Origin of the sequence: Streptomyces sp. NPDC048516, assembly GCF_043199875.1 — a bacterium.
Classification (GTDB): Bacteria; Actinomycetota; Actinomycetes; order Streptomycetales; family Streptomycetaceae; genus Streptomyces.
In genome coordinates this window covers 233,983-259,268 of record NZ_JBICWS010000013.1, presented here as the reverse complement: position 1 = coordinate 259,268, position 25,286 = coordinate 233,983, and the positions used below count along the sequence as shown (strand labels likewise).

Sequence of the window (25,286 nt, the reverse complement as noted above, 5' to 3'; positions counted from 1 at the left end):
AGAAGGGCGTCCAGGTTTGTCGTCACACACGAGCCAACGGGCGCCCTTCGCCATGGTCGCGGCCAGCACAAACATCGGACTCATTCATCTAGGGGGCACCCGTCCAGCAGGTGCCTCCCCCTGGACGGCCGGGGCCGTCAGTGGCCCCAGGCGTGCCGGAGGCCCCGTTTCCGCCGATGCGGAGCCGGGGCCTCAGTGGGCGAGCGAGGAGTACGGCAGATCCGCCCAGACGACCCGGCCCCGACCGCTGTCGGCGGGCCGCGACCCCCAGCTGTCGGAGAGCGCGCCGACGAGGAACAGCCCTCGTCCGCACTCCTTGTCCACGCTCCCGGGCTGGACGTGCGGCGCCGAATCCTCCGGGCCGCCCTGGTCCGTGATCTCTATGTGTATGTGCGCCCCGAAGAGGGCGAGTTCGCAGCCGACCTTCTCGCTGTCGGTGTGCCGCACCGCGTTGGTGAACAGCTCGGAGACCACCAACTCCACGTCGTCGCGAACGTGTTGAGCCGCGCCCCACTCGTGCAGCAGCGCACTGACGCGTCTGCGCGCCTCGGGAACGGACGTGCGTCGCGCCGGCAAGTGGAACGCGTCCTGCGGGTACTGGGCGACGAAGCCGCCACAGCGCCCTAACGAGGGAGCGTTGTTGGAGGAAGCCACACCGTAACTATGTGCGATGCCGGTCACCGATGGCAAGGATCACTCTGCAATTTGCAGAATCGTAAGGCGCAGTCTGTTCGTGCTGTTGACGGCATGACACACTGCTGAACACTGAAGTCAGTTGGAGGCGATCGGACGTGGCGGACCCACGGTCGGCAGGTGCACCGACCGTCCTGCGGGTGGTGCTCGGCAAGCGACTGCAGGACCTGCGCGAGAAGGCGGGGATCTCCTTCGAACGGGCCGCCACGGCCCTCGATGTGACCCACGCCACTATACGACGCATGGAAAAGGCCGAGGTCGGCCTCAAGCTCCCCTACGTCGAGAAGCTGCTGGCGACCTACGGCGTCACCGACGAGGACGAGATCGAGGGCTTTCTCTCCCTCGCGCGCGAGGCCAACAAGCCCGGCTGGTGGCACCGGTTCCGGGACGTCCTTCCCGAGTGGTTCAGCGCATTCGTCAGCCTGGAGAGCGAAGCCAACCTCATCCGGGCCTATCAACCGCACTACGTCCCCGGCCTGTTGCAGACCGAGGACTACGCCGCCGCCGTCCTGCGGGCCGGAATGCCGCACGCCTCCGCGGCGGACATCGACCGCATCGTGGCCCTGCGGATGGAGCGGCAGTCGCTCCTGACCCGTGAGGGCGCACCGATGCTGTGGGTGGTCATGGACGAGACCGTGCTGCGGCGGCCGATCGGCGGGGCCCAGGTGATGCGCGACCAGCTCACCCGGCTGATGGAGGCCACCGCACTGCCGAGCGTCCGGCTGCAGGTCATGCCCTTCGCCGCGGGCCCGCACCCCGCCATGTACGGCCCCTTTCACATTTTCCGCTTCCCGATTCCGGAACTCCCGGACATCGCCTACGCGGAAAGCCTCGTCGGAGCCGTGTACTTCGACCAGCGCAACGACGTCTCGCAGTTCCTGGAGGCCCTGGACCGGATGTGTGCGCAGGCCGCGCCGGCACACACCACCGAGGCCATTCTGGGTGGCTTTCGCAAGGAGATCTGAACCATGGATCGCATACGCATCTACAACGGCATGCCCGCCAAGGAACTGGGCACTGAGGGCTGGCACAAGCCGTGGAGCGGCGGAAACGGCGGCGAGTGCGTCGAGGCCATGCGGCTGGGCGACGGCCGGATCGCGCTGCGCCAGTCGACCGATCCGGACGGCCCGGCGCTGATCTACACCCACCACGAAATGGTGAGTTTCATCGAGGGCGCGAAGGCCGGTCACGCCGACTTCCTGCTCTCGGCGGCGCCGGGCCGGCGCACCGAGCGGAGGACGGCATGAGCGAGCAGGACATACCCCCGGGAGCGCCGGAGGGCACGGTCCACGAGATCGGACCGTACGTCCAGGGGCCCGAGTCCTCGGGCTTCCCGGCCGAGGAGATCGACACCAGCCGGCCGCATCCGGCCCGGATGTACGACTACTACCTCGGCGGCTGGGACAACTACGAGGTCGACCGGGTGGCCGCGGAGCGCGTCATCGAGGTCCACCCGCAGGTCCGGCTCAGCGCCCGCGCCAACCGCGCCTTCATGCGCCGGGCGGTGCGCGAACTGACGGCCTGCGGCATCCGCCAGATCATCGATATCGGCACCGGCATCCCCACCTCCCCCAACACCCATGAGGTGGCCAGGGAGACCGCTGCCGACACCCGCGTCGTCTACGTCGACAACGACCCGATCGTCGCCACCCACGCCGGGGCCCGGCTGACCAACACCGAACACACCGGATTCGTGCTCGGCGACGTCCGCGACCCCAAGGCGCTGCTCGACCACCCCACCGTCCGGGAGCTGATCGACTTCGACCGGCCGGTGGCGGTGCTGCTGGTCGCCGTACTCCACTTCATCCGGGACGACGAGGATCCCGCCGGCCTCATCGCCACCCTTGCCGAGGCGCTACCCGCGGGCAGCCACCTCGTCCTGTCGCATGCGACCGGTGAGCCCTACGAGGCCTATACGGCGGGCCGCACCGACGAGCAGGCGCGCGACGGTGTCGTGAACGTCTACAAGAGCGCCACCGCCTCCCTCAACCTGCGGTCGAAGACCGAGATCGCGCCCCTCTTCGGGCCGTTCGCCCTGCTGGATCCGGGAGTGGTACGGGTGCCGCTGTGGCGTCCTGACGGGCCTGTGCCCGGTGCGCAGGAGCTCAACAACACCATTTTCTACGGTGGGGTGGGCCGCAAGGGCTGACCGGCCGGGCCCGCGGGCCCGGCCGGAGGTTCCCGGCCGGCGACCTACGCGCCCGCGGGGGAGACCCGGGCGTCCGGCGGACCCGCAAGCCGCTGCCCGTCGCCGGGCGGTGCGGCGGCGGGCGGTGCGGTGGCGGTGGCCGGTGCCGTCGAGGTGAGGGGCGGCGCCGTCGTGGTGAGAGCCGGGCGCAGCTCCTCCGGTCCGGCGAGGCGGGTGTGGGTGCCCGGCGACGTGCAGGCGTACGCCCCCGCGACCGCACCCAGGCGCGCGCACTCGTCGAGGTCCCGGCCCGCCAGCCGGCCGTAGAGGAACCCGCAGGTGAAGGCGTCGCCCGCGCCATTGCTGTCCACGACCGGGCCGGGCGGGACCGCGGGCGGGATCAGGCGTGGGGTGCGGTCGTCGGTGGTGAGGAGGTAGGCGCCGCCCGCCCCTGCCGTCGCGATCACCGCCTCGGCGCGTCCCTCGTGCAGGATCTCCCGCATGACGGAGCCGATCCGTTCTCCCGCGCCCGCCGTGCTGAGAAACACCAGGTCCGAGCGGAGCGCGAACTCGCGATGATGGTCCGTCAGGCCGTCCCAGTCGTGCAGATCCGTGGAGACGGGGATGCCCAGAGCCTCGATGTCGTCGTAGAGGAACCGGGCGAAGTGCATGATCGACAGATGGACGTGCCGGGCGCGGCGCAGCGGGGGGAGGTAGTGCTCGGGCGGCATCCGCAGATCGACCGGGTCACGGCCGTCGTAGAACGACATCCGGCGGCCGTCCGAGGCCACGAGGTTGACCGCCCGCCGGGTGCCGTGCGGCGAGAGCAGCGGCCGGAAGTCGACGCCGGTACCGGCCAGCCGCTCACGGACCAGGCTGCCCGGATGGTCGTCGCCGAGGAAATCCACGAACCCCGTGGTGAGCCCGAGCGCCGCACAGCCGAGCGCGACGCCGGTGCCGGTGTGTCCCGCCCCTTCGTGAAGAGGGGGGACCGCATAGGAGTCGGCGAGCGGTACGGGCAGCGCGGCGACCGACACGACGGTGTCCACGCCCGACCCGCCGACGACGAGTACGTCGTATGCGTCATACGGCTCAGAAACCTGCTGGAATGTCACAAGCGTCCCTGAATCCCTTGCTGGTGAGACGAATCCCTTGCTGGTGGAACCGTTTGCGGACGACGTGCGTCCGCTGCCGGGAGTCTAGACGCACACTCGGCTCATCACGGGATGTCAGGGACTCCGGTGACACGAGGGAGAAAAGGGGCAGCAAGAAGCCGCGCCGATGTTCGCCCATGACGGCCGAAGCGATCGAACCGATCCGAACGGAGGCTCGCACGGGACCCGTCGGACAGGACCTGGCAGTCCCCTTGATTCGGCTGGAGGAAAGGGCGGTTGACAGGATGATGGTGAGGGGATGAAGCCTGAGGTCCCTCGGTGATCAGGTTCCGTGGACGGCGTGGACGGCGCGGGCGGCGCGGGTGTCGAGGCCGGCGCGGGCGGCGATCGCGGGGGAATGAGGGGGAAATGGTGAACAGGGCGGACAGGGCGGACAGGGCGGACAGGGCGGAGACGGCAGAGCGTTCCGAGGGCGGGCGCACCGCGATCGTGATCGGTGGCGGGCTGGCCGGGATGCTGGCCGTCACCGCCCTGATCGGACAGGTCGACGCGATCACCGTCGTCGAGCGCGACCGCTACCCGGCGGGGCGGGCCTTCCGCAAGGGCGTCCCGCAGGCCCGCCATCTGCACGTTCTCCTCAGCGGCGGCCAGCGCGCACTGGAGGAGTTGCTGCCCGGGACGGTCACCGCGCTCAGCGAGGCGGGCGCGCGCAGCCTGTATCTGCCGCGCGATCTGCTCACCCGTACCCCCACGGGCTGGCAGCGCCGCTTCGACGAGCGCCGGCACCTCACGCTGAGCGTCACCCGTCCGGTGCTGGACTCGGTGGTCCGGGAGCGGGCGCTGCGGGCCGCGGCGGGTTCGGCCACCCAAGTGGAGGTCCTGGAGGCGACCGAGGCCATCGGGCTGACCGGGGACGCCGGCCGGGTGACCGGGGTATGCGTCCGGTCACGGGAGGGTGAGCCGGGTGCGCGGTCCGAGCGGGAGCTGCCGGCCGCGCTCGTGGTGGACGCCTCGGGCCGTGGCTCCCGCACCCCTCAGTGGTTCGCCGGACTGGGCCGGGCCGCGCCGCAGGAAGAAACCGTGGACGCGGGGCTGGCCTACGCCACCCGGATGTACCGCCCCAAGGACCCGGCCACCGCGCCCGACGCGGGCGTCAACGTGCCCGGCTGGCCGGAGTGCCCGCGCGGCGCCGCGTATGTGCCGGTCGAGGACGGCAACTGGCTGCTGACGCTGTCCGGTGTACGGGGGCACCATCCGCCGACGGACGCGGCGGAGTTCACCGCCTTCACCGCCACCATCGGCGACCCCTACGTGCATGAACTGCTCGCCCGGGCCGAACCGCTCTCGCCGGTCCACGGCTTCCGCGACACCTGCAACCGCCGCCGGCACTACGAGCGGCCCGGCGCCCTCCCCGAGGGATTCCTCGTCCTCGGGGACGCCGGCTGCACCTTCAACCCCGTATACGGCCAGGGCATGTCGGTCGCCGCACTCGGCGCGCTGGCCATGCGCACCACGTTCGCCGACGGCGGCGGTCCGCGCCCCGGGATCACCGCCGAGGCGCAGCGTGCGGTGGCCCGCGCGGTGGAACCCGCCTGGCTCGCCGCGGTCGGCTCGGACCGCCCGTACGCGGGTACCACCGACACCACGGCGGGTCTCGGGGAGCGGCTGGCCACGTGGTACCTCGACCGGCTCGGCGCCCGTGCCGCCATCGACCCCGTCGTCGGGGCGGCCTTCCGGGACGTCTTCTGCCTCACGGCGCCACCCACCCGCCTGGTCGCCCCGCAGATCTTCCTGCGCACGGTCTTTCTGCCCCGCCGCCCCGGGCTCCCCGGCCCGCCAGCGGTCGTCGAAGGGGCGTGAGGGGCGTGAGGGGCGTGAGGGGCGTGAGGGGCGTGCGGGGAGGGAGGGGTGTGCGGGACGTGAGGGTGTGAGGGCCGCCTGCCCGGGAGAGGAATGGGGGCGGCTGGGGGGGCGGCTGCGTTCGTGCTCCGGCAGCTGCTACTGGCCTTTCCGCGGGCCGGCCCGCCGGATGCCCGTGCGGTGCACGTCGGCCGCCGTAACCGGTGCCCGGTCCTCCGCGAGGCCGCCCGTGCCCGGTCCTCCCGTGGGGTCGACCCGTGCCCGGTCCTCCGCCCGGCCGCCCGTGTCCGGCCCCGCCCCCATGGCCGTGTTCGAGTTGCCGGGCCGGCCGGCATCTGCGCTGACGCCCGGGAAGGTCACACCCTTACTCCGGAATGTCACGGCCGGTCGCGCCGTTGCTGTCTGCGGGTGATGGTGTGGAGAGTCCGGGTGTCGTGGTGCGGAAACCGTACGGCGGCGCCGTGTGACGTGGCGTACCGGAACCCGCCGCTCACGCGGCCCGTTCTCTTCGCGACTGCCCCGACCATGGAGGTGCCGTGACCGGTTCCAGACCCCGTCATACCCGACTCTCCGCGCTGCGGCCGGCGGCTTTCGGCGCCGTGCCCACCGGGGAGCGGCTGGCCAGGCTGCGCAGGTCGCCCCAGTTCGTGGACGGCCAGTTCCGCAATCCGGTGGAGACCAGGCAGCTGCTCAACGGCTCCGCGCTGCCGATGGTGCGTACCCAGCTGAGCCGGGAGGGGCGGCGGCGCCGGGCGCCGGTCGGCCGGATCCCGGTCTACCGTCCGACCGCCGCGGACGGGACGGAGCCGCCCGCCTCCGGGCTGCGGCTCACCTGGATGGGTCATTCGAGCGTGCTGGCCGAAATAGACGGGCAGCGGGTGCTCTTCGACCCCGTCTGGAGCGAGCGCTGTTCACCGTTCACCTGGGCGGGCCCCAAGCGGATGCATCCGGTTCCCATCGAGCTGGACGAGCTGGAGCCGGTCGATGTCGTGGTGATCTCCCACGACCACTACGACCATCTCGACATGCCGACGGTCCAGGGCCTGACCGGCGCCGGCGCGGCCTTCGTCGTCCCGCTCGGCGTCGGTGCCGACCTGGAATTCTGGGGTGTGCCCGCGGAGCGGATCACCGAGCTCGACTGGCACGAGTCCACCCGCATCGGCGGGCTGACCCTCACCGCCACCCCCGCACAGCACTTCTGCGGCCGCGGTCTGCGCGGCCCGCAGCACACCCTGTGGGCCTCCTGGGTGGTCGCAGGACCCGATCACCGGATCTACCACAGCGGCGACACCGGCTACTTCTCCGGCTTCGCGGAGATCGGCGCGTCGTACGGCCCGTTCGATGCGACGATGATCCAGATCGGCGCTTACAGCGACTTCTGGCCGGACATCCACATGGACCCCGAGCAGGGGGTGCAGTCCCACCTCGACCTGCAGGGCCGAGAGCCCGGCGGCGTGCTGCTGCCGATCCACTGGGGCACGTTCAACCTCGCACCGCACCCGTGGGCGGAGCCTGCCGAGTGGACCTTGACCGCTGCCCAGAAGGCCGGGGTCACCAGCGCCCACCCCCGGCCGGGCGAGCCGTTCGAGCCCGCCGACCCTCCGGCCGTCTATCCGTGGTGGCGGGCGATTGCCGCGCCCCCCGTCCATGGATGGCCCGCCTGGCCGCCGGCCGTTTCCCCCGCCGACGTGGATCTCGTCGCGGACCGCTGAGGCGGCAGCGGGATGCCGCCCTGTGGCCCCTGTGGAGCGTGGCTCCGTACGCCTCGTGGGGCGGCCCGGCGAGCCTCGCGGCCCGGCGTCCCGCCTCCCGGCGTGCGGTGGACGTCCCGGTATCCGATTGCGGTGGCAATTGCCCTTCCAACTGACCCTCTATGAACGAGAGTTCGGATTGGCTCGCACTGGTGTGCGCAAGGCGCCCTCTCAAGGAGGTGGCGAGGGGTAGCGAAACCCCGAAGTGGGCCCGGACCCCACCCGTGCAACAACTAGCGTGCGTGCTCCGCGAACTGCCAACGGCCGATCCGGAGGGCGCCGATGCCTACCGCATTCCCCCAGGGGAACCAGACGTTCCAGGAGGCTCACAGATCCCCAGGGCCCCAGGGTTCCCCGGGGGTCGTCCCCGTCCCCGCCTCCGCCCGGCGGAGGGAGCGTGAGGGCGGACGACACGGCCGGGCCTCGTTCCCCGAATCCGCTGCCGACTCGGCGATACGGGCCCGTCTGGTCCGGCTCGCCGCCGTCCCCTGCCTCCTCGTCGCCGTCGTCTGCACGGCCGCCGCCGCCTTCGTGGTGCAAACCGGCGGCGCCCGGCTCACCGGCCGCGAGTGGGTGGTGCTGTGCGGCGGTCTCGCGCTGGTCTGCGTCATCGTGCTCACCGCGAGCGCCGCCGCCAACGCCGAGGCCCGCGCCACCGTCACCCGCTACGCCCGGCTGCGCCAGGTCTGCGCCCGCAGCCAGTCCGACCTGTACGACCTGCTGGACCGCGTACGGCAGGGCGAATGGATCCAGCGCCGCGAGCCCGAACAGGGCGTGGTGCCCACCGGTGACACGCTCGACCTGCTCGCCCACGAGGTGGCCGCCGCGGGCCGGGCCGCCGAGTCCGCCGTCATCGACGCGGTCGCCATCGCCCGCAGCAACGCCAGCGGCAGCGAGCAGAAGGTCGAGGTGTTCGTGAACCTCGCCCGCCGTCTGCAGTCCCTCGTGCACCGGGAGATCGAGCTGCTGGACGAGCTGGAGAACCAGGTCGAGGACCCGGACCTGCTCAAGGGCCTGTTCCACGTCGACCACCTGGCCACCCGGATCCGCCGGCACGCCGAGAACCTGGCGGTGCTCGGCGGCGCCATCTCGCGCCGCCAGTGGAGCCGCCCGGTGTCCATGACCGAGGTGCTGCGCTCCTCGATCGCCGAGGTCGAGCAGTACCCGAGGGTCAAGCTGGTGCCGCCGATCGAGGGCACCCTGCACGGACACGCCGTCGCCGACGTCATCCACCTGCTCGCCGAACTCGTCGAGAACGCCTCGATCTACTCCGCCCCGCAGACCCCGGTCCTGCTGCGCGCCCAGCTCGTCACCGCGGGGCTCGCGGTCGAGGTCGAGGACCGCGGCCTGGGCATGTCGGCGGACGAGCAGTCGCGGATGAACGCCCTGCTGGCCGACCCCGAACACATCGATGTCGCCGAGCTGTTGAGCGACGGCCGGATCGGACTGTTCGTGGTCTCCTCGCTCGCCCGGCGGCACGGCATCGTGGTGCGGCTGCAGAGCAATATCTACGGCGGCGTACAGGCCGTGCTGATCGTGCCCCAGGAACTGCTCGGCGACGAACCGGCCGACGGGGACACGGAGGGAGCGGACGGAGCGGAGGGGGCGCGCACCGGATCGCCGGACACCGACCCGGCGCGCGAGCACGACGGGGGCTACACCGGCGGATTCGCCGACGACCCCGACTACCCCGACGGGAGCCCTGCGCGTCACGAACGCCCCCGGCACCACGGCGCCGTGGAACCTCCCGAGCGCCATGACCCGGGCCTCAGCCCCGGCCGCCCGACCGTGGCCATCCCCAGCCCCGCTCCCGCCCCCGACGCGCTCGACGTGACACCGCGCGGATACGGCGACCGTACGGCTCCGGCTCCGGTTCCGCCCTCGAGCCCGCTCCCCACGGACACCGATCCCCTCTCCGGTCCCGACTCCGGTGCGGCTCGCCGCCGGCTGGTCCGCGCAACGGGCGTCTACACTCCCGACGTCCGTCCGCCCGGCGCGCGGCTGCCCGAGCCGCACATCCCTGACGCCGCTCCCGCCGACCGCCCCGCCGATCCCGGCCCGGTCGTGCTCCCGCCCGCGCCGCCTGCCGTGGACAACAGTGCCCGCCCGCGGCTGCCACGGCGGCGCAAGCAGACGCACCTCGTGCCCGAGCTGCGCGGCGACCCGATCCTGCCGTCCGCGACCCCGCGTACGGGGCCCGAGCCCGAGCACGACCCCGGCCTGATGGCCGCCTTCCGCCGCGGCTTCAGCCTCGCCGACGACACCTACGCCGACGACACCTACGCCGACGACACCTACGCCGGCGACACCGCCGGCGGTAACGGCACCACCCCGGCCCCGGGCGGCGACACCAGCAGCCCGGCCGGCAACGACCTGCACTACGACCGTGACCGCGATGCCACGATGGCCAGCCCCCGAGGAGACGACCGCAACCATGGTGAGTGATGTGCGTGCGCAGGCGCATTCGCAGCTGCAGGGAGGCCAGCACACCGACCTGTCCTGGCTGCTGACCGGGCTCGTACAGCGGGTGCCGCACGCCCGGAGCGCGCTGCTGCTGTCCTCGGACGGCCTGGTGAAGGCCGCCCACGGCTTCGACCCGGACAGCGCCGACCACATGGCCGCCCTGTCTTCCGGCCTCTACTCCCTCGCCCGCAGCGCCGGTGTGCGCTTCGGGGAGGGGGACGAGGTGCTGCAGGTGGTCGTCGAGCTGGAGTCCACCTTCCTGTTCGTCTCCACCGCCGGATCGGGCGCGTGCCTGGCCGTGCTTGCCGGCCGCGAAGCCGATGTGGCGGTGCTGGGCTACGAGATGTCGATGCTGGTCAAGAGCGTCCGGCCCTATCTGTCCACCCCCGCACGCCATCAGACGCCCGCGGGCGGTCGTTGACCATGACCGTGCGTCGCCGACGGCGGCAGGGCGGAGAGCCGTGGTATGACGACGCGGCGGGCCGGCTGGTCCGCCCGTACACCGTCAGCAACGGCCGGACCCGTCCGACGGCGCACTTCGACCTGCTGACCATGGTGATGGCCACCGGCCGACGGCCCGTTTCCTGCCAGGGCCCCGACTATGCCCAGGTGTTGGGGCTGTGCGGCGGTCCGGTCTCCGTCGCGGAGATCGCCGCCCACATACGGCTGCCCGCCGTGGTCACCAAAGTGCTCCTCGCCGACCTCGTCGACTGCGGGGCGCTCACCGCGCGGGCCCCCGCAGCCGTTTCGGCAGGGCCCGCGTCCCGTACCGACCGAGCCCTGCTGGAGGCGGTGCTGAATGGACTTCGCAAACGACTGTGACCCCCACACCCCGGGGGACCCCTCGACCGACCTCTTCCCCACCGCGCTCAAAGTCCTGGTTGCGGGGGGCTTCGGGGTCGGCAAGACGACCTTTGTCGGAGCGGTGAGCGAGATCGAGCCGCTGAGCACGGAAGAGCTCCTGACCCAGATCAGCGTCGGCACCGACGATCTGGCGGGTGTCGAGAACAAGGACACCACCACCGTCGCCATGGACTTCGGCCGGATCACGCTCAGCCCCGCGCACATCCTCTATCTCTTCGGGACGCCGGGGCAGCAGCGCTTCTGGTTCATGTGGGACGAGCTGTCCAACGGTGCGCTCGGCGCGGTCATCCTCGCCGACACCCGGCGCCTGGACCAGTGCTTCGCGGCCGTCGACTTCTTCGAACGGCGCGGAATCCAGTTCATCGTCGCCGTCAACGAATTCGACGGCTCCTACCACTACGACCCGGACGAGGTCCGTACCGCCATGGACATCCCTCCCCACATCCCCGTCGTGCTCTGCGACGCCCGCCGGTGCAGCTCGGCCACCCATGTCCTGGTCTCGCTCGTCCAGCATCTGCTCACCCCCGCCCTCGCCGCGACCCCGGAGCTGCCGTGAACCACCCCGCCTCCCGCGTCCCGTACCTCTCCTACGATCCGACGCGTCATCTGCTGCTCACCCCGCAGGACGACGAGGCCCCGGCGCGGGTCGCCCGGCTGCGCGCCCTGGGGATCGGGGAGTCCCCGCTGCCCGCCTTCGACGAGTTCGCCCGCAAGCTCGCCCGGACCACCCGGGCTCCGTACTCGATGGTCAACTTCATCGACGAGCGGCGGCAGTACTTCGCCGGCCTCTACACCCCCGCGCAGGACCGGGCCGTCGAGCTGGGACCGGCCCCCGCCAGCGCCCAGCCGGGCCGGGTGATGGACCGTGACCACGGGTACTGCCCGCATGTCATCGTCCGCCGGAAGGCCCTGGTGCTGGAGGACGTCTGCGACTATCCCCGGTTCGCCGGCAACCCCGTCGTGGACGAGATCGGCATCCGCTCCTACCTCGGTGCGCCGCTGATCGACCGTACGGGGATGGCGCTGGGCACCGTCTGCGTGGTGGACCTCGAACCGCGCCCCTGGGGCCGGGAGGGGCTGGAGACCATCAAGTCGATGGCCGCCGAACTCGTCGAGCAGATCCACCGTATGGAGAAGCAGCAGAGCGACGCCTGAGGAGGCGTCCGGGGAGGCCTCCCCTCAGGGGGCCTCCCCGAGGCACCTCCCCGGTCCGGAATCCGGCCCCGGTGCCCGGCGCGGACTGCCCCAGGGGGTATCTCTCCCCCCTGCCGTCCGCCCGGCCCGGGGCCGCGGCATCGGCAGGCTGCCGATGACCGCGTACCCCGTGACGGAGGCTGCCGCTCATCTCGGCCGGGCGCACCACGAGCGCCCGGACGGCGGGCCGGTGCGCTGGCCGGGCACCGTGGCCGTGGTGTCCTCGCTCCGCCCGGCGGGAGCCGGTACCTCGGCCGGGGCACCGCCCTCCTCCGGCCACTCCGAGGGCTCCAGCCGCAGCAGATCCGCGAGCCGGCTGGACCACTCGCCCCGCGCCCGTCCCAGGGCCAGCTCGCCCAGGCGCAGCAACTGGATGTCGGAGGTGCCGGCCGGCGCGAAGATGTGGTGGGCGTCGCGCAGGAAGCGTTCCACCGGCCGGTCGGTGAACAGCCCGCACGCGGCGTGGATGTCCATCGCGTCGCGCGCCGACTCCAGCGCCGACTCCACATTGACCAGCTTGCCGTTCATCAGCTCCGCATCGCACGGCAGCCCCTGGTCGAGCAGGTGCACCGCGTGGTACGCGGACAGCCGGGCCAGCAGCAGCCGGGACTGGATCCGGCCGAGCTTGAGCTTGATGTTGCCGAGGTCGGCCAGGGGTTTGCCGTAGCGCTGCCGCTCGGCGCAGAACGCCGTGGTCTCGTCCAGCACCGCCTGATGGATGCCCAGCGATACGGCGGTCAGATTCGGCCGTCCGTACAGCACGCTGGAGGAGTAGGCGACCGACAGACCGTCGCCCTCCCGGCCCAGCAGATTCGCCGCCGGAATCCGGCAGTTGTCGAAGAACAGCTCGCCGAAGCTGAAGCCGTGCAGCCCCATCGCGGGCTTCTGCGGCCCGACCCGGAAGCCCGGGCTGTCGGACTCGACGAGGAACGCCGACAGGCCCTTGGAGCCCTCGCCGGTGCGGGCCACCACGCCGTGGAGATCGCCGACATGGCTGTTGCCGACGTAGATCTTCCGGCCGTTGAGGACGTAGTCGTCGCCGTCGCGGACGGCGGTGGTGGCCATGCCCAGCACATGGCCGCCGGACTGCGGTTCGGTGACCGCGATGGTCGGCAGGCACTCGCCGGAGGCTATGGCCGGCAGCCAGGTCTTCTTCTGCTCCTCGCTGCCGAAGTGGACGATCTTCGCGACGCCCAGCTGCGACGCCTGCACCATGGCGCCCATCGCGGCGCTCACCCGGGAGAGCTCTTCGATGATCAGGGTCTTGGCGACATGACCGGCCCCCATTCCGCCGTAGGCGCGGTGCACGGTCGCGCCTATCCAGCCCTGCCGTGCGATCAGGCGAGAGAGGTCATGGCACACGGAACGGTTCGCCTCCATTTCCGCCACCCGGGGGCGGACCTCCCTCTCGGCGAACTCCCGCACCTGGAGCCGGAGTACCTCATGCCGCTGGTCCGTGAAGTAGCGATGCAAGACGAGCCCCTCCTTCGCGATCTCCCCCGTGCTGGTCGCATCACGCCTCGGACGGCACCCGGTGGCGCCGTCTCAGCGAACGTTCCGGAAAGTGATCTTTCGCTTACCCCGTGCAATACCCGTTGGCATACCTACTCCGGGGCGCATAAAACATCAACTGGGTGCATTTAAGTAAAGAGTTGAAGCACGAAGCAGATGCACACCACCCCCGGACTCCAGGACGGCTGTGGCGCGGTTCCGAGGGCTCCGGAACCGCGCCACCCCACGCCTCCCACCCCGCTTCGGCGGGGTGCCGTGCATCAGTGTGAGACGCCGCAGCAGGACTCGCGGCGCTGCTGCCGGCCCACCTCCAGCCAGTCGGTGCCGGCCGACCGCAGCGAACGGGTGGCGGGCGCCGGGAAGGAGTCGGTCAACTCCCGCTGCACGAACAGCCGTCCGCCGCGCAGGACCGCCGACGTCCGCACCAGCGAGTCGAAGTCCCGGAACGGATCGCCGTCCACCAGCGTCATATCGCCGAGCTTGCCGACCTCCAGCGTCCCCAGATCCCGTTCCGCGCCGAACACCCGGGCGGGCAGTGCGGTCGCCGTGCGCAGCGTCCGGCTCACGCTGAGGCCGCCGCGGTGCAGCGCCCGCAGGCACAGATGCAGGCCCAGCCCCACCGGCACCAGGGGCTGGTCCGTACCCAGCGCGACCAGCCCGCCGCCCTCCAGCACCCGCCGGTAGACGCCGACCTCGGTGTCGATATCGGCCAGCTGTGCCGGGGTGGGGCGATGCCCGGCGTTCTCCCGTACGAGCGCGGTGTCCCACGGCGGCATCAGCCGGGTGACCCGCACGTCCTCGGCCAGCGCAGGATCGTCGCCCAGCAGCGCGGCCGCGGAGAACGGCGTGGCGAGGAGGTGGAAGCCGGTGCCGGTGTAGACCTCCTCGACATCCTGGTAGGCGTGCCCGGACCCGCTGACGGCATGACCGAACTCCAGGCGCTGGGTGGCCTGCAGATGAGTCGTCAGGTCCTGTCCGAGCTGGACTCCCGGGGAGAGCAGATGGCTCCCGGTCCGGACCCCCAGCCGCTGGTGGGCGAAGCGCGCGGCCTCCTCCATCACCCAGCCCGGCGCCCGTACATAGGTCTTGACGAAGTCCCAGTCCAGGGCCGCGCCGCGCTCCAGCGAGCGGCGCAGCCCCGCACGGGTGCGGTGCGCCCGCCCCATGCTGTACGCGACCCGTGCGCCGTCCAGCAGCTCTCCGCAGGTCAGCAGACGGGGCCCGGCCAGCACACCGGCCGCCACGGCTTCCCGGAGGCGGGCCTGTTCATAGGAGAAGCCCCCGCAGGAGACCGCGGTGGTGATGCCGTAGGCGAGCTGCAGCGCGGTCTGCCGCCCGCCGTAGGTCGTCTGCCAGGGGTGGGTGTGGGCGTCCCACAGGCCGGGCAGCACGGTCTGGCGGGAGGCGTCGACCCGGCGGGCCGCGCCGGAGCGGGCCGGGCGGTGCGCCTCCACCGCGGTGATCCGTCCGTCCCGCACCACCACATCGACGTCCTCCCGCACCTCATCGCCCGTGCCGTCCCAGAACCGGCCCGCGTGCACCACGGTGTCCCGGGCGCGTGCACGACGGTGCCCGAGGGACAGCGGGACGGTCCGCGCAGCGCCGCCGGACACCCCGATCAGCCGCAGTTTCCCGGCCGAGAGATACAGCAGGGTGCCGGAGTCACCGGACCACGACGGATGGTCGGCGCTCTCCTCCGTGAGCTGCCGCGGCGCACCGTCCGGCGTGCCGTCGGGCCGCACCGGCAGCACCCACAGCGCGGACTCGACGATCAGGGCCAGCCAGTGCCCGTCGGGCGACCAGACCGGCCCGGAGTCGTAGCGGTCGGCGATCGAAACGTGCTCGGCGACCGGGTGCAGCCGGTCCTTGCCCGTCTCGGTGTCGACGATCCGGATGACGTTGTAACCCTCGCGGAAGCGGCGGTTGAGGCGGGTTCGGTCGCAGTACGCCAGGAAGCGCCCGTCCGGTGACCAGCTGGGACGGCCGGGCAGCCCACCGGCGCCCATCGGTGCGGCCAGTACCTTCTCCTGGCCGCCGGACAGCGTTCGTACGACCAGGTTCCCCGACATGTCCAGTGCGGCCAGCCGTCCGCCGTCCGGCGACAGCGCGGGCTGCACCCGGCCGCCGGTGGCCAGCACCGTCTCCTGGCCGGAGGCGAGATCGCGGCGCCGCACCGCGAACAGTCCGTCCCGGTCGTCGGCGTAGAGCAGTGCCCGCCCGTCCCGTGACCAGCTCGGCGCCAGGACGTAGCGGGTGGCGTCGGCCCGGACGATCCTGCGCGGGGCGCCGCCGCCCGATGCCGGCGCAATCCAGAGGCCGTTGAGCGCGGCGAAGGCGACCCTGCGGCCGTCGGGCGACAGTGCGGGCAGATGCACCCCGCGCACCCGACCGGCCGCCGTCCGCTCGAAGCCGTAGTCCTTGACGCGGTAGCGGGGGCGGTCCAGCGGCAGCCGCGCGGTGAACGGGACGGTCTCGGCGTGCTGCGGGGCGTCGGCCCGGACGATCCGGAACTGTCCGCCGACCGTCAGCAGCAGCTCGTCCCGCGAGACCCAGCGCGGCGGCACCGGCTCCACATCGCCGTCGACCGCGACCCTCCCGCCGTCCACCACCAGCGCGCAGGTGGGTCCCGGGTAGTCCGTGGTCCGCAGATAGGCGAGCCGCCCCGTGGGGGACAGCGCCGGCGCCATCACCTGCGCGGTGGCCGTCTCGGTGTGCTCGGTGCGCACCGCGCCCCGCCCGTCGGCCGGCACGGAGGCGACGGTGCGCGAGACCAGCGCCGTGCCCGCCACCCGCCCCCGTACGAACACGATCCGCTTGCCGTCCGGAGACCAGCAGGGGTCGAAGTCCTCCCAGGCGGCGTCCTGGTGAGGGCCCTCCTGACCGGACAGGCCGGTCACCCGGGTCAGCCTCCGCGTCGTCACCTCCAGCACCCAGATCCGGTACGGGCTGCCGGCCACCGCGTCCCCGCCCCGCTCGGAGGCGAAGGCGATCCGGGTGCCGTCGGGTGACCAGGCGGGACCGCGGTCGTCCCACGGGCCGTCGGTCAGCTGCTGGAGTCCGGAGCCGTCGGCGGCGAGCGTCCACAGATGGAAAGTGCCGCCCCGGTAGGCGCAGACGGCGATCCGCCGGCCGTCGGGGGAGTACACCGGACGGGTGGGCTCCAGGTCGGGCGGGGTCAGCGCCACCGCGTCGCCGCCGGCCCGCGGCAGCGACCACAGGACGTTCTGAACCTCGGCGACCAGCCGGTCACCGGCCGGGGAGAGCGAGGCGGCGCCGTTGGTCGCGGCCGTGAAGGACAGGGCGGCGCCGCGCGCGCCGGCGTCCTGCGCCCAGGCGCCCGTGCCCGTGACGCCGGCCAGACCCGCCGCCGCGGCGGCCGTGGCGGTGCCCTGCAGAAATCTGCGGCGGGACAGCGGCGCGGGGGGAAGGGGGGAGTTCTCGAAATGATCCTCGAAACGGTCCTCGAAACGGTCCGTGGTGTCCAACGTTCCTCCTGCGAAGGGGGGTTGCGGCACAAAGTCATCAAAGAACCGGCTGATCGTGTCACGCCGCCCGGGGGCCGGGGCAACCACGCCCACGCGCGCCCCATGGCGCACCGCCGCCTCGCGCGCAAGAGTGGGCGCCGACGACTCGTCAGCCACCGCCCGTCAGCTATCGCCCGTCAGCCACCGCCCCGGCAGTCAGGAGACGACGCCATGCAGGCCATGCAGCAGGACTTCCACCAGGCCCCGGACGGTGCCCGTATCGCCACCTACACCTGGCTCCCGCAGTCCGGTCACCCGCGCGCCCTGGTCCAGATCGCCCACGGCGCCGCGGAACACGGCCGGCGCTACGACCGCTTCGCACGCTTCCTGACCGGCCACGGCTATGCCGTCCTCGCCTCCGACCACCGGGGCCACGGTGCCACCGCCGCCTCCACCGGCGGCCGCGGGGTGGTCGGCGAGGACGCCTGGCGGGCGATCGTCAGCGACCTCAAGGGCATCGGCAACCATGCGGCGGCCGCCCACCCCGGCGTCCCACTGGTGCTGCTCGGCCACAGCATGGGTGCGATGCTGGCCCGCGACTACGCCCAGGAGTACGGCGCCGACCTCGCCGGACTGATTCTCACCGGCGCCTTCCGCACCCTGCCCGGCCTGGACCTCGACGGCGCCGTCGGCGAACTGGACCAGGAGATCGCCCGGCACGGCCGCGGCGCGCTCTCCTCCTTCATCCCGCGCACCTTCAGCTCCTTCAACGACGCCTTCGCCCACCGCACCGGCTACGAATGGCTCTCCCGCGACGCCGCCGAGGTGGACACCTACGTTGCCGACGAGGACTGCGGCTTCCCGTTCTGCGCCGGTCTCGCCGCCGACTGGGTACGCGCCATCCGCAAGATCAACGACCCGGCGCATCTGTCCCGCATCCCGCGCGGACTGCCCGTCCACCTCGCCGTCGGCGACCAGGACCCCTGCCATCAGCGGATGACCCTGATCCATGAACTCCTGGAGGACTTCCGCTACCTGGGCACCCGCGATCTGACCTGGCGGGCCTATCCGGACGCCCGTCACGAGATCCTTAACGAGACCAACCGTGACGAGGTCCAGGACGACCTGCTGGCCTGGCTCGACAAGCGCGTCTGAGCCGCCGCCGCGCTCCGGGCAAGGCGCCACGCCCACCGTCAGGGCCGTGCCCCCAGGAACCCGGTGAACCGTGCGTGCAGGCCGTGCGGGTCGAGGCTGTGCGCCGCCACGTGCCCGTCGGGCCGCCCGTACCGGCGCGGCTCCTGGCGGCCGACGCCGAGCCCCAGCAGCCGGTGCGGTAGGAGGCGCCCGCGGTGCCCCGCCCCGCCGACGCCCTGGTGGCCGAAGCCCAGCTTCACCTGTTCGAAGGGGCGCTCCACGGAGAGCCGGCGAAGGTGTGCAGGAACGGGCGGAGCCCGGTGAGCGCCATCCCGCCGCCCACGCCGCTCAGTACCTGCTCGCGGACGCCGACATGCGCCACCGGTCCGGATCCGTTGCGCGGCCTCGGCGAAGCGCTCACGCATGGTGCCCGTCGCGAAGACCCTCGCGAAGTCCTGGTGGGCAGGGGTGCGGGGGCGGGCCGCTCGGCCGCCCTCGGGCTCGGCGCAGGCGGTCACCGCATGCGGACGGCCCGGGTGCGGCGCGCCGCAGGCCTCGTGGAGGGCCTGGTGGTCGCGGCCGTCGTCAGTGGCGGCGGACCAGCCGGCGGCCGAGCGGGGAGTCGTACGCGCCGAAGCCCGGCAGCCACTCGACGGGGAAGACGCCCTTGGCGGCCAGCACGGCGTAATAGGCCATCGGGCTGCCTTTTGGAGAGCAGAAAACGGTCCGGGCCGGGGTCCTCGGCGGTGCCGGGGGACACCCGCAGCACCCGGTCGTGGCGCGCCCAGAGGGCGTCCAGCGGGGAGGTGGCGGCCGGGAGTGCCGCGGCCCGAGGGGTGCCTCCCCCGGAGGGCGGGGAGGCACCCCCTGGGTGCGGGGATCAGACCTGCCCCGGCTTGAAGACGTCCTGCTCGATGAGGATCTTGTCGATCCGGGCCTTGTCCACCCGGTTCGTCACCTCCTCGACCTCCTGACGGTCGCGGATGCACTTGGCCAGCGTGAACGCCGAGGACACCACGAAGACCAGGCCGATGGCGAGGAAGCCGCGCTCCCAGGGCCCCACCGGCAGTTTGATGATCCCGATCACCAGCGCCGCCAGCGACAGTCCGAAGGAGATCGCGGCCTGCACGAAGAAGGCCGTGGTCGTCGGCCGCTGAATCGATGGAGTAGTCATGCGCGTAGCGTGACGGCGCGGTGACGACGGTGCATGAGTACGGGTACTCATCTCTCCTGTCGGCCGTACGTGTGCCGACCCGGGATATGTGGCAGCACCCACCCTCTGACATGCGGTATTGTTCTCGTGCGCGGTCAGCCGGGGATTCCCGGCCGAAACGGGCACCGGGACGTGGCGCAGCTTGGTAGCGCACTTGACTGGGGGTCAAGGGGTCGCAGGTTCAAATCCTGTCGTCCCGACTGGAGTTCTCTCCATTGTCGCAGGTCAGAGCCTTGTTTCACGAGAGTGAAGCAGGGCTCTTGACCGTTTTCGGATCCCTCTCGGACTTCCCCTACCGGTGATGATCATGGTTGGCGGGGCGGCCTGCCTGGCCGCACGTCCGGCACGGCGTCCTCCGGTCACCGGTACCGGCTGCGCCCCACCACCGCCGCGAGGGTCAGCGGAACCGTCAGCAACAGGGCGGTCAGGAAGAGCTGCCCGTACCTGTGGTCGGCCGCCGTGGTGGCCGTCAGGCTGCCGGCGAGGGCGCTGCCGCCGTAGAGGCTGACCCCGAACATCGCCACGCCGGTGGCCCTGGCCGTCGGGGCGACGGCGATCGCCCACGACTGCAAGGTGGTGTGCATGAACGACCAACTGCCGCCCAGCAGCAGTGCGGTGACCGCCAGTGCCGGGATGGACCGGCTCGTCGCTGCGACGGCGTAGGCCGCGGCCGCCGCCGTCCCGCCGGCCAGGATCAGCACCGCCGGGCTCCACCGCCCCACCAGCCTCTTGACCACCTGCGCGAAACCCATGGCCCCCGCGCCGTACAGCGCGGACACCGCACCGGCCACGGCGGTCGGCACGCCCCGGGCTTCCAGCGCGGGCGCCAGGTACGTCAAGAAGCCCAGCAGCACGGCCCCTTCGGCCAGGGCGAGCGCCATGACGTACCACATCCACCGCGACCCCAGCACGATACGGAAGGGCGCCAGCAGGGAACCGGCGGGCTCCCGCTCGGGTTCGGGCAGGTGCCGCAGCGCCCGGGCCAGGTAGGCCGCGACCAGGCCCGGCAGCAGGAACACCGTGCGCCAGCCGGCGTAGTGCGCCAGTGCCCCGGCCACCACGGTGCCCAGCGCGGTCCCCAGGGAGAACGCGGTCATCAGGTCGCTGAGCGGGCGCTGGCGGACCTCGGCGGGCACGACGTCACCGACGTAGCTCAGCGAGGCCGGTACGCAGGCGGCGAAGCAGGCCCCGGCGAGGGCGCGAGCCACGATCAGGAACGTGAGATCGGGGGCGAGGGCGGACAGCAGTGAGGAGAGCGCGCCCGCCGCCAACGAGAGCCGCATCACCCGCACCCGGCCCAGCCGGTCACTGGCCGGCCCCCACACCGGCTGCATCAGGCCGTAGCACAGGAAGTAGACACTGGCCGTGAGCACCACCGTGGCCATGCCGGCACCGAGTTGGGCTGCGATGAGCACCAGCATGGGGGTGATGCAGAAGCGGTCGAAGTTGCTGACGAATCCGGCCGAACGCAGCAGCCGGAGTGAAGGGGCGGATAAGACGACGGAGTTGGGGAGCGCGGTGGTGGGCGCGGTGGCGGGGGCGGTGGACATGGGCGGTCGGCTCCTTTCGGTGCCCGGGGTGTACCGGGGTCCCCTCAAGATCACCACCCTGGCCGTCCGGATGGTCGTCCCAAGCGATTACGATCACTCACACCCTGCCGTGCGCCGCTGTGTGGGCACCGTGGCTCGGCGGACAGGGGAAGGGAGTGCGTGGTGGGCGGGGCGGAGCGGCCGTACGGTGAGGGCGGCACGGCGCAGGCCCTGCGCCGGGAGCTCGGCGCGTTCCTGCGCTCGCGCCGGGAGCGGCTTTCCCCGGCGGAGCTGGGCCTGCCGGTGGCGCCGCGGCGCCGCACCCCGGGGCTGCGCCGCGGCGAGGTGGCCGACCTGGCCGGCATCAGCAGCTCCTGGTACGCGTGGCTGGAGCAGGGGCGGGTGCGCACCTCCGAGCAGGTGCTGCGGTCGGTGGCGCGGGCCCTGCGGCTGGATGAGGCGGAGACCGCGCACGTCCTGTCGTTCACCGAGGACGCGGCAGCGGCCGGGGAGCCGCCGGGCTGGGTCTCGCGCAACCTGTTGTCGCTGGTGGAGTCGGTCTCGCCGAACCCGGCCGCGGTCATCGACCCGCACTGGGACCTGCTGGCCTGGAACGCCGGTTACGCGGCGCTGCTGACCGACCCCGCGCGACTGCCGCCCGAGCGGCGCAATCTGCCGTGGCTGGTCTTCCGCTGGGCTCCCGCTCGCAGCCTGATCGTCAACTGGGAGGCCGAGGCGCGCTATCTGCTGGGGCAGTTCCGCGCCAACGCCGCCCGCCACCCCGCGGACCGGCGGTACGGCGAGATCGTCGCCGAGATCACCCAGGACGCGGACGCGGCCCGCTGGTACGGCGGGCGGGAGACGGCGCTCTACCGTCCCGCGGTGCGGCACTTCAGGCATCCCACGGCAGGCGAACTCCGCCTGCGCTACGTCAAGTTGGCAGCCGTCGACGAGCCCGGTCATCACCTGCTGTGCTACCTGCCCGATGACCGGGACGCCGAAGCGGCCGTGCGCAGACTCGCCGGGGACGGGTGAACGCCCGGTCGGGCCGGGCCGCGTAGCGGCGCCGGCCGTACAGCGGCGGCGCGGGGCGGAGGCCGTGCCCCGCACACCTGTGTCCCGGCCGGCTGAGGGCGCAATGATCGCCCTCGACCTCGGCCGGGGGAGATCCGCTCCGACACCGGGGTGCTCGCCGCCTTCGTGCCGCCAGCGGCCTTCCTGCTTGACATGATCACCGGAGGCGGCCTGCTGTCCCGGATCCGCCCCGAACCAGCCGAGGCCCGGTGGCGCCGGCCGCTGCCGGTCGAGGAGTTCGTCACCATGAGCGCTTCCTCCGCCCAGGCGCAGCCTGCCATCGCCGCCGTCGGCCCGGAGTTCCTGAACCGCGTGCGCGAGCTGTGCGGGCGTCACGCGGACGGCGGGCGGGTCGAAGTCCCCTATGTCAGCGAGGCGTTCTACGGAGTCGCCGCTCCATGACCGGGGTCCGCATCGTGCCCGGGTGCGATGCGACGCGGCAGCCGTGGGTCGGGGCTGATCCGCGGGGTCCACCAGCCCTTCGCGGCGGACTTCCGGCCGGCCGCCCTGAAGGGGGCCGGCGAGGCGGAGGCCGGCTCACGAACGGGAAGCGGGCGTGATGTTGCCCTGGGGACCGGGACCGGGACCGGGACCGGGACCGGAACCGGGGCCGGGGACCGACACCTTTTCCGGCATCTCTGGTTCGTGCAGGGTGCGCAGCAGCAGCCATCCCACGGCGGGCAGGGCGATGAGCGGGGTGAGTGCGGTGTGCAGGGAGGTGGCGTCGGCGGCGGCGCCGATGAGCGGGCCGGCGAGGCCGCCGATGCTGACGGTCAGGCCCAGGGTGACGCCGCCGGCGGTGCCCACGCGCCGCGGGAGGTAGTCCTGGCCGAGGGTGACGTGCAGGGAGAACGGCACGTACAGGCCGGCCGAGGTCAGGGCGGTGAACAGGTACAGGAGCGGGCCGGGGACCAGGACCACGCCGGCGACGGCGGGGACGGTCAGGGCGTAGGACCAACGGACCACCGTGATACGGCCGTAACGGGTGGCGAGCCGGCCTCCGGCGACGGTGCCGATCGCGCCGCCGAGGTAGAGCACGAACAGGGCCGCGGTGCCCGCGAACTCCCCTCCTCCGGTGCGCTGGCGGGCATACAGGGAGAGGAAGGCGCTCAGGCCGACGAAGACGATCGAGCGGCACACGACGGCGCCGGACATCCTGAGGAAGGCCGGCCAGTCGTCCCTGGCCGCCGGACGGCCTCCGGTGGAGGCGGTGGTTGCGGCCGTGGCGGGGAGGCCGGCGGTCCGCAGTGCGGCCACGCACAGGGCGGCGCCCGCCAGGGCCGGGACGACCAGCAGGGGCGAGGCGCGCAGACCACCGGTGGCGATCACGGCGGAGACCATCAGCGGCGCGGTCGCGAAGCCGATGTTGCCGCCGAGGGAGAACAGGCCCATCGCGGTGTGGCTGCCGCGGCTCGCGATACGGGCGACGCGGGCGGACTCGGGGTGGTAGGCCGCAACCCCCATACCGGCGACGGCGACGACGGCCAGGGTCAGCGCGTAGGAACCGCCGATGCCGCTGAGGGCGACACCGACGCCCGCGGTCAGGGCGCTCACGGGCAGCAGCCAGGGCATCGCCCGCCGGTCGGTCAGCGCGCCGAACAGCGGCTGCGCCACCGAGGAGAGCAGGGAGGCGGCCAGGACGATGCCGGAGGCCGCGGCGTAGGTGTACGCCCGCTCGGAGAGGAAGAACGGCACGAGCGCGGCCACGGCGCCCTGGTAGACGTCCACGCAGGCGTGGCTCAGTGACAGCAGTTTGAGGGATGTGGTGGAGCGAGCCCGTGGCTGGATGGTGGACATTTCCCGATCGTCACCGCCGCGCCGGCTGTCCCGCTTCCGATAAAGTGCCAAGGTATGCCGAATATCCGCCACACGCCTGCCGCGCCGACCCACACGCTGGCGCTGGCGGCCGGTGAACGCATCGACGCCCACCGCCATGACAACCACCAGATCGTCTACGCGGGCTCCGGCGTCCTGGCCGTCACCACCGACGCCGGCACCTGGTTCGCCCCCGGTACCCGCGCCATCTGGGTCCCCGCCGGTACCGTCCACGCCCACCGCGCCTACGGCCACCTCGATCTGCACACCCTCGGCCTGCCCGTCGGCGACAACCCCCTGCGTCTGGACGCGCCCACCGTCCTGGCCGTCAGCCCCCTCCTGCGCGAGCTGATCCTCGCCTACACCTGCGAGCCCACCGGGAGCGGCCCGGAGCGCCGCCGACTGCGCGCCGTTCTCCTCGATCAGCTCCGCGCCTCACCGCAGCAGCCCGTTCAGCTCCCCTCGCCGGCCGATCCGCGGCTGGCCGCGGCCTGCGCCCTCCTGCACGACAACCCCGCCGACCCCCGCACCCTCACCGAGCTCGGTGCCCACACGCATACCGGGGAACGCACTCTCAGCCGCCTCTTCCGCTCCGAACTCGGGATGACCTTCCCCCAGTGGCGCACCCAACTGCGCCTGTATCACGCCCTCAGGATGCTCGCCGACGGCACACCCGTCACCACCGTCGCCCGTCGCTGCGGCTGGTCCTCCACCAGTGCCTTCATCGATGTCTTCCGCCGTGCCTACGGATACACCCCGGGCACTCACCACCGCCGGGGGTAGCCACGCGGTCCGGCCGGCCCTGCCGCCGGCGAACCTCAAATCCAGCTCAACTCCCGGTTAAGCCGGTGCGGTCCCTACTGTCCGTAAGTGGACTGGTGCGCCGCGTACCCCCCGTGCCAGGATGAGAGCGGCGGTGACGGGGCCTTAACTGTTCGTTGGGGCCGATCGATGGGGGACGGTGGGCATGAGCGTGGGGGACGACGGCCGGTCCGACGAGGCGGGCAGCACGCTCGCGGAGCGGCTGAGCCACCTCTTCGCGAATATGCATCCGCCGGGGGCCCCGTATACCAACGCCTTTGTGGCCGAGGAGATCAGCGCCGGGGACGGGGAGTACGGCGGCGTCAAGGTCACCGAGCAGTATCTGTCGATGCTGCGCAACGGCCGGCGTACGAACCCGAGCCCTGAGCTGCTGCGCGCGCTGTCCAAGTTCTTTGCCGTGCCGGTCGGTTATCTGCTGGGGGACCTCTCGCAGCCGCAGGCCGCACGGGTGGAGGAAGAGGTCCGCTTCCTCGCCGCCATGCGGGACCAGCGGGTGCGCGCCATCGCGCTGCGCTCCGTGGGGCTGCCGCCGGAGGTGCAGGACAGCCTGACGACGATCATCTCGCAGTTCCGGCAGCAGATGAACCTGCCGGCCGATCCGCCGGAGCAGGGCGGTGACCAAAACGGTGAGTGATCCGACGCGGACCGCTGAGCG

General features: G+C 72.4%; 22 protein-coding genes, 1 tRNA gene and 2 pseudogenes. 16 read left to right on the top strand and 9 right to left on the bottom strand.

All coding sequences use genetic code 11. From position 1 onward, the window contains the following. Nucleotides 1-192: 192 nt before the first annotated feature. The gene (locus tag ACGFR7_RS25485) at nucleotides 193-654 is read right to left on the bottom strand and encodes an ATP-binding protein (RefSeq protein WP_393323519.1); all 462 of its coding nucleotides are present in this window, start codon (nucleotides 652-654) and stop codon (nucleotides 193-195) included. A 137-nt stretch (nucleotides 655-791) separates the two neighbouring features. Between ACGFR7_RS25485 and ACGFR7_RS25480 the strand changes: the two genes are divergently transcribed. From ACGFR7_RS25480 to ACGFR7_RS25470, 3 genes are read left to right on the top strand one after another with little or no spacing between them, the layout of a single operon-like run. Continuing rightward, complete coding sequence (locus ACGFR7_RS25480) at nucleotides 792-1,658, top strand: helix-turn-helix domain-containing protein (protein WP_393323516.1); 867 nt, start codon at nucleotides 792-794, stop codon at nucleotides 1,656-1,658. Between the two features lie 3 nt (nucleotides 1,659-1,661). Next, nucleotides 1,662-1,940, top strand: a complete 279-nt coding sequence (locus ACGFR7_RS25475) for a DUF397 domain-containing protein (protein ID WP_088801073.1) — start codon at nucleotides 1,662-1,664, stop codon at nucleotides 1,938-1,940. After that, nucleotides 1,937-2,842 carry an SAM-dependent methyltransferase gene (locus tag ACGFR7_RS25470; RefSeq protein WP_393323512.1) on the top strand — a complete coding sequence of 302 codons (906 nt, stop codon included), beginning with the start codon at nucleotides 1,937-1,939 and terminating at the stop codon, nucleotides 2,840-2,842. Before ACGFR7_RS25475 ends, ACGFR7_RS25470 begins: the two co-directional genes overlap by 4 nt. A gap of 44 nt (nucleotides 2,843-2,886) precedes the next feature. Here ACGFR7_RS25470 and ACGFR7_RS25465 read toward each other — a convergent pair whose 3' ends face one another. Beyond that, entirely contained in the window at nucleotides 2,887-3,936 is a 1,050-nt protein-coding gene (locus ACGFR7_RS25465; protein WP_393323509.1) for a carbohydrate kinase family protein, read from the bottom strand. Nucleotides 3,937-4,344: 408 nt separating this feature from the next. Between ACGFR7_RS25465 and ACGFR7_RS25460 the strand changes: the two genes are divergently transcribed. The 7 genes from ACGFR7_RS25460 to ACGFR7_RS25430 all read left to right on the top strand — a co-directional run bounded on the left by ACGFR7_RS25460 (nucleotide 4,345) and on the right by ACGFR7_RS25430 (nucleotide 12,029). Next, on the top strand, nucleotides 4,345-5,796 hold the full coding sequence (locus ACGFR7_RS25460) for an NAD(P)/FAD-dependent oxidoreductase (RefSeq protein ID WP_393323506.1): 1,452 nt from the start codon (nucleotides 4,345-4,347) through the stop codon (nucleotides 5,794-5,796). 536 nt (nucleotides 5,797-6,332) lie between these two features. After that, nucleotides 6,333-7,508 carry an MBL fold metallo-hydrolase gene (locus tag ACGFR7_RS25455; protein ID WP_393323503.1) on the top strand — a complete coding sequence of 392 codons (1,176 nt, stop codon included), beginning with the start codon at nucleotides 6,333-6,335 and terminating at the stop codon, nucleotides 7,506-7,508. A 321-nt stretch (nucleotides 7,509-7,829) separates the two neighbouring features. Next, the gene (locus ACGFR7_RS25450; RefSeq protein WP_393323500.1) at nucleotides 7,830-9,992 is read left to right on the top strand and encodes an ATP-binding protein; all 2,163 of its coding nucleotides are present in this window, start codon (nucleotides 7,830-7,832) and stop codon (nucleotides 9,990-9,992) included. Next, entirely contained in the window at nucleotides 9,982-10,431 is a 450-nt protein-coding gene (locus ACGFR7_RS25445; RefSeq protein ID WP_328382733.1) for a roadblock/LC7 domain-containing protein, read from the top strand. Before ACGFR7_RS25450 ends, ACGFR7_RS25445 begins: the two co-directional genes overlap by 11 nt. Nucleotides 10,432-10,433: 2 nt before the next feature. Continuing rightward, nucleotides 10,434-10,832, top strand: a complete 399-nt coding sequence (locus ACGFR7_RS25440) for a DUF742 domain-containing protein (protein ID WP_088801078.1) — start codon at nucleotides 10,434-10,436, stop codon at nucleotides 10,830-10,832. Next, nucleotides 10,810-11,430, top strand: a complete 621-nt coding sequence (locus ACGFR7_RS25435; protein ID WP_393323497.1) for an ATP/GTP-binding protein — start codon at nucleotides 10,810-10,812, stop codon at nucleotides 11,428-11,430. Before ACGFR7_RS25440 ends, ACGFR7_RS25435 begins: the two co-directional genes overlap by 23 nt. Continuing rightward, on the top strand, nucleotides 11,427-12,029 hold the full coding sequence (locus tag ACGFR7_RS25430) for a GAF domain-containing protein (RefSeq protein WP_350255716.1): 603 nt from the start codon (nucleotides 11,427-11,429) through the stop codon (nucleotides 12,027-12,029). Before ACGFR7_RS25435 ends, ACGFR7_RS25430 begins: the two co-directional genes overlap by 4 nt. Before the next feature lie 186 nt (nucleotides 12,030-12,215). On the opposite strand, the gene ACGFR7_RS25425 is transcribed toward ACGFR7_RS25430, so the two are convergent. Together ACGFR7_RS25425 and ACGFR7_RS25420 are read right to left on the bottom strand one after the other, a co-directional pair. After that, a complete protein-coding gene (locus ACGFR7_RS25425) occupies nucleotides 12,216-13,541 on the bottom strand; it encodes an acyl-CoA dehydrogenase family protein (RefSeq protein WP_393323494.1) in 1,326 nt (441 codons plus the stop codon). 299 nt (nucleotides 13,542-13,840) lie between these two features. After that, nucleotides 13,841-17,065, bottom strand: coding sequence for an amidohydrolase family protein (locus ACGFR7_RS25420; RefSeq protein WP_393323491.1), 3,225 nt, complete (start codon nucleotides 17,063-17,065; stop codon nucleotides 13,841-13,843). A 210-nt stretch (nucleotides 17,066-17,275) separates the two neighbouring features. Between ACGFR7_RS25420 and ACGFR7_RS25415 the strand changes: the two genes are divergently transcribed. Beyond that, nucleotides 17,276-18,199, top strand: a complete 924-nt coding sequence (locus tag ACGFR7_RS25415) for an alpha/beta fold hydrolase (protein WP_393323488.1) — start codon at nucleotides 17,276-17,278, stop codon at nucleotides 18,197-18,199. Between the two features lie 203 nt (nucleotides 18,200-18,402). Here the strand turns inward: ACGFR7_RS25415 and ACGFR7_RS25410 are convergent. From ACGFR7_RS25410 to ACGFR7_RS25400, 3 genes and pseudogenes are all read right to left on the bottom strand, one after another. Continuing rightward, nucleotides 18,403-18,560, bottom strand: a pseudogene (locus ACGFR7_RS25410) (transketolase); the annotation flags it as partial. Nucleotides 18,561-18,672: 112 nt separating this feature from the next. Next, nucleotides 18,673-18,977 (bottom strand): annotated as a pseudogene (locus ACGFR7_RS25405) (hypothetical protein); the annotation flags it as partial. A gap of 81 nt (nucleotides 18,978-19,058) precedes the next feature. Further along, nucleotides 19,059-19,352, bottom strand: coding sequence for a YiaA/YiaB family inner membrane protein (locus ACGFR7_RS25400; RefSeq protein WP_030078864.1), 294 nt, complete (start codon nucleotides 19,350-19,352; stop codon nucleotides 19,059-19,061). A 165-nt stretch (nucleotides 19,353-19,517) separates the two neighbouring features. Between ACGFR7_RS25400 and ACGFR7_RS25395 the strand changes: the two genes are divergently transcribed. Continuing rightward, nucleotides 19,518-19,591, top strand: a tRNA-Pro gene (locus ACGFR7_RS25395). 159 nt (nucleotides 19,592-19,750) lie between these two features. Here the strand turns inward: ACGFR7_RS25395 and ACGFR7_RS25390 are convergent. Continuing rightward, the gene (locus ACGFR7_RS25390) at nucleotides 19,751-20,941 is read right to left on the bottom strand and encodes an MFS transporter (protein ID WP_393323485.1); all 1,191 of its coding nucleotides are present in this window, start codon (nucleotides 20,939-20,941) and stop codon (nucleotides 19,751-19,753) included. 162 nt (nucleotides 20,942-21,103) lie between these two features. On the opposite strand from ACGFR7_RS25390, the gene ACGFR7_RS25385 reads away from it, so the two are divergent. After that, nucleotides 21,104-21,955: a helix-turn-helix transcriptional regulator gene (locus tag ACGFR7_RS25385; protein ID WP_393323482.1), complete on the top strand. Its 852-nt coding sequence runs from the start codon at nucleotides 21,104-21,106 to the stop codon at nucleotides 21,953-21,955. A 192-nt stretch (nucleotides 21,956-22,147) separates the two neighbouring features. Further along, the gene (locus ACGFR7_RS25380) at nucleotides 22,148-22,396 is read left to right on the top strand and encodes a hypothetical protein (RefSeq protein WP_393323479.1); all 249 of its coding nucleotides are present in this window, start codon (nucleotides 22,148-22,150) and stop codon (nucleotides 22,394-22,396) included. Between the two features lie 135 nt (nucleotides 22,397-22,531). Here the strand turns inward: ACGFR7_RS25380 and ACGFR7_RS25375 are convergent, their stop codons facing one another. Further along, nucleotides 22,532-23,791: an MFS transporter gene (locus ACGFR7_RS25375; protein WP_393323476.1), complete on the bottom strand. Its 1,260-nt coding sequence runs from the start codon at nucleotides 23,789-23,791 to the stop codon at nucleotides 22,532-22,534. Nucleotides 23,792-23,845: 54 nt separating this feature from the next. Here ACGFR7_RS25375 and ACGFR7_RS25370 point away from each other — a divergent pair, with 54 nt between their 5' ends. Both ACGFR7_RS25370 and ACGFR7_RS25365 read left to right on the top strand, forming a co-directional pair. Then, nucleotides 23,846-24,592, top strand: coding sequence for an AraC family transcriptional regulator (locus ACGFR7_RS25370; protein ID WP_393323473.1), 747 nt, complete (start codon nucleotides 23,846-23,848; stop codon nucleotides 24,590-24,592). Nucleotides 24,593-24,776: 184 nt separating this feature from the next. After that, a complete protein-coding gene (locus ACGFR7_RS25365) occupies nucleotides 24,777-25,265 on the top strand; it encodes a helix-turn-helix domain-containing protein (RefSeq protein WP_393323470.1) in 489 nt (162 codons plus the stop codon). Nucleotides 25,266-25,286 lie beyond the last annotated feature (21 nt).

What these genes read in the sequence shown, in the direction of transcription:
- ACGFR7_RS25400 (WP_030078864.1), bottom strand. Translation starts at nt 19,352, where the DNA reads ATGACTACTCCATCGATTCAGCGGCCGACGACCACGGCCTTCTTCGTG.
- ACGFR7_RS25380 (WP_393323479.1), top strand. Translation starts at nt 22,148, where the DNA reads ATGATCACCGGAGGCGGCCTGCTGTCCCGGATCCGCCCCGAACCAGCC.
- ACGFR7_RS25365 (WP_393323470.1), top strand. Translation starts at nt 24,777, where the DNA reads ATGAGCGTGGGGGACGACGGCCGGTCCGACGAGGCGGGCAGCACGCTC.
- ACGFR7_RS25440 (WP_088801078.1), top strand. Translation starts at nt 10,434, where the DNA reads ATGACCGTGCGTCGCCGACGGCGGCAGGGCGGAGAGCCGTGGTATGAC.
- ACGFR7_RS25470 (WP_393323512.1), top strand. Translation starts at nt 1,937, where the DNA reads ATGAGCGAGCAGGACATACCCCCGGGAGCGCCGGAGGGCACGGTCCAC.
- ACGFR7_RS25390 (WP_393323485.1), bottom strand. Translation starts at nt 20,941, where the DNA reads ATGTCCACCGCCCCCGCCACCGCGCCCACCACCGCGCTCCCCAACTCC.
- ACGFR7_RS25460 (WP_393323506.1), top strand. Translation starts at nt 4,345, where the DNA reads ATGGTGAACAGGGCGGACAGGGCGGACAGGGCGGACAGGGCGGAGACG.
- ACGFR7_RS25475 (WP_088801073.1), top strand. Translation starts at nt 1,662, where the DNA reads ATGGATCGCATACGCATCTACAACGGCATGCCCGCCAAGGAACTGGGC.
- ACGFR7_RS25375 (WP_393323476.1), bottom strand. Translation starts at nt 23,791, where the DNA reads ATGTCCACCATCCAGCCACGGGCTCGCTCCACCACATCCCTCAAACTG.
- ACGFR7_RS25415 (WP_393323488.1), top strand. Translation starts at nt 17,276, where the DNA reads ATGCAGGCCATGCAGCAGGACTTCCACCAGGCCCCGGACGGTGCCCGT.
- ACGFR7_RS25370 (WP_393323473.1), top strand. Translation starts at nt 23,846, where the DNA reads ATGCCGAATATCCGCCACACGCCTGCCGCGCCGACCCACACGCTGGCG.
- ACGFR7_RS25445 (WP_328382733.1), top strand. Translation starts at nt 9,982, where the DNA reads ATGGTGAGTGATGTGCGTGCGCAGGCGCATTCGCAGCTGCAGGGAGGC.
- ACGFR7_RS25450 (WP_393323500.1), top strand. Translation starts at nt 7,830, where the DNA reads ATGCCTACCGCATTCCCCCAGGGGAACCAGACGTTCCAGGAGGCTCAC.
- ACGFR7_RS25435 (WP_393323497.1), top strand. Translation starts at nt 10,810, where the DNA reads ATGGACTTCGCAAACGACTGTGACCCCCACACCCCGGGGGACCCCTCG.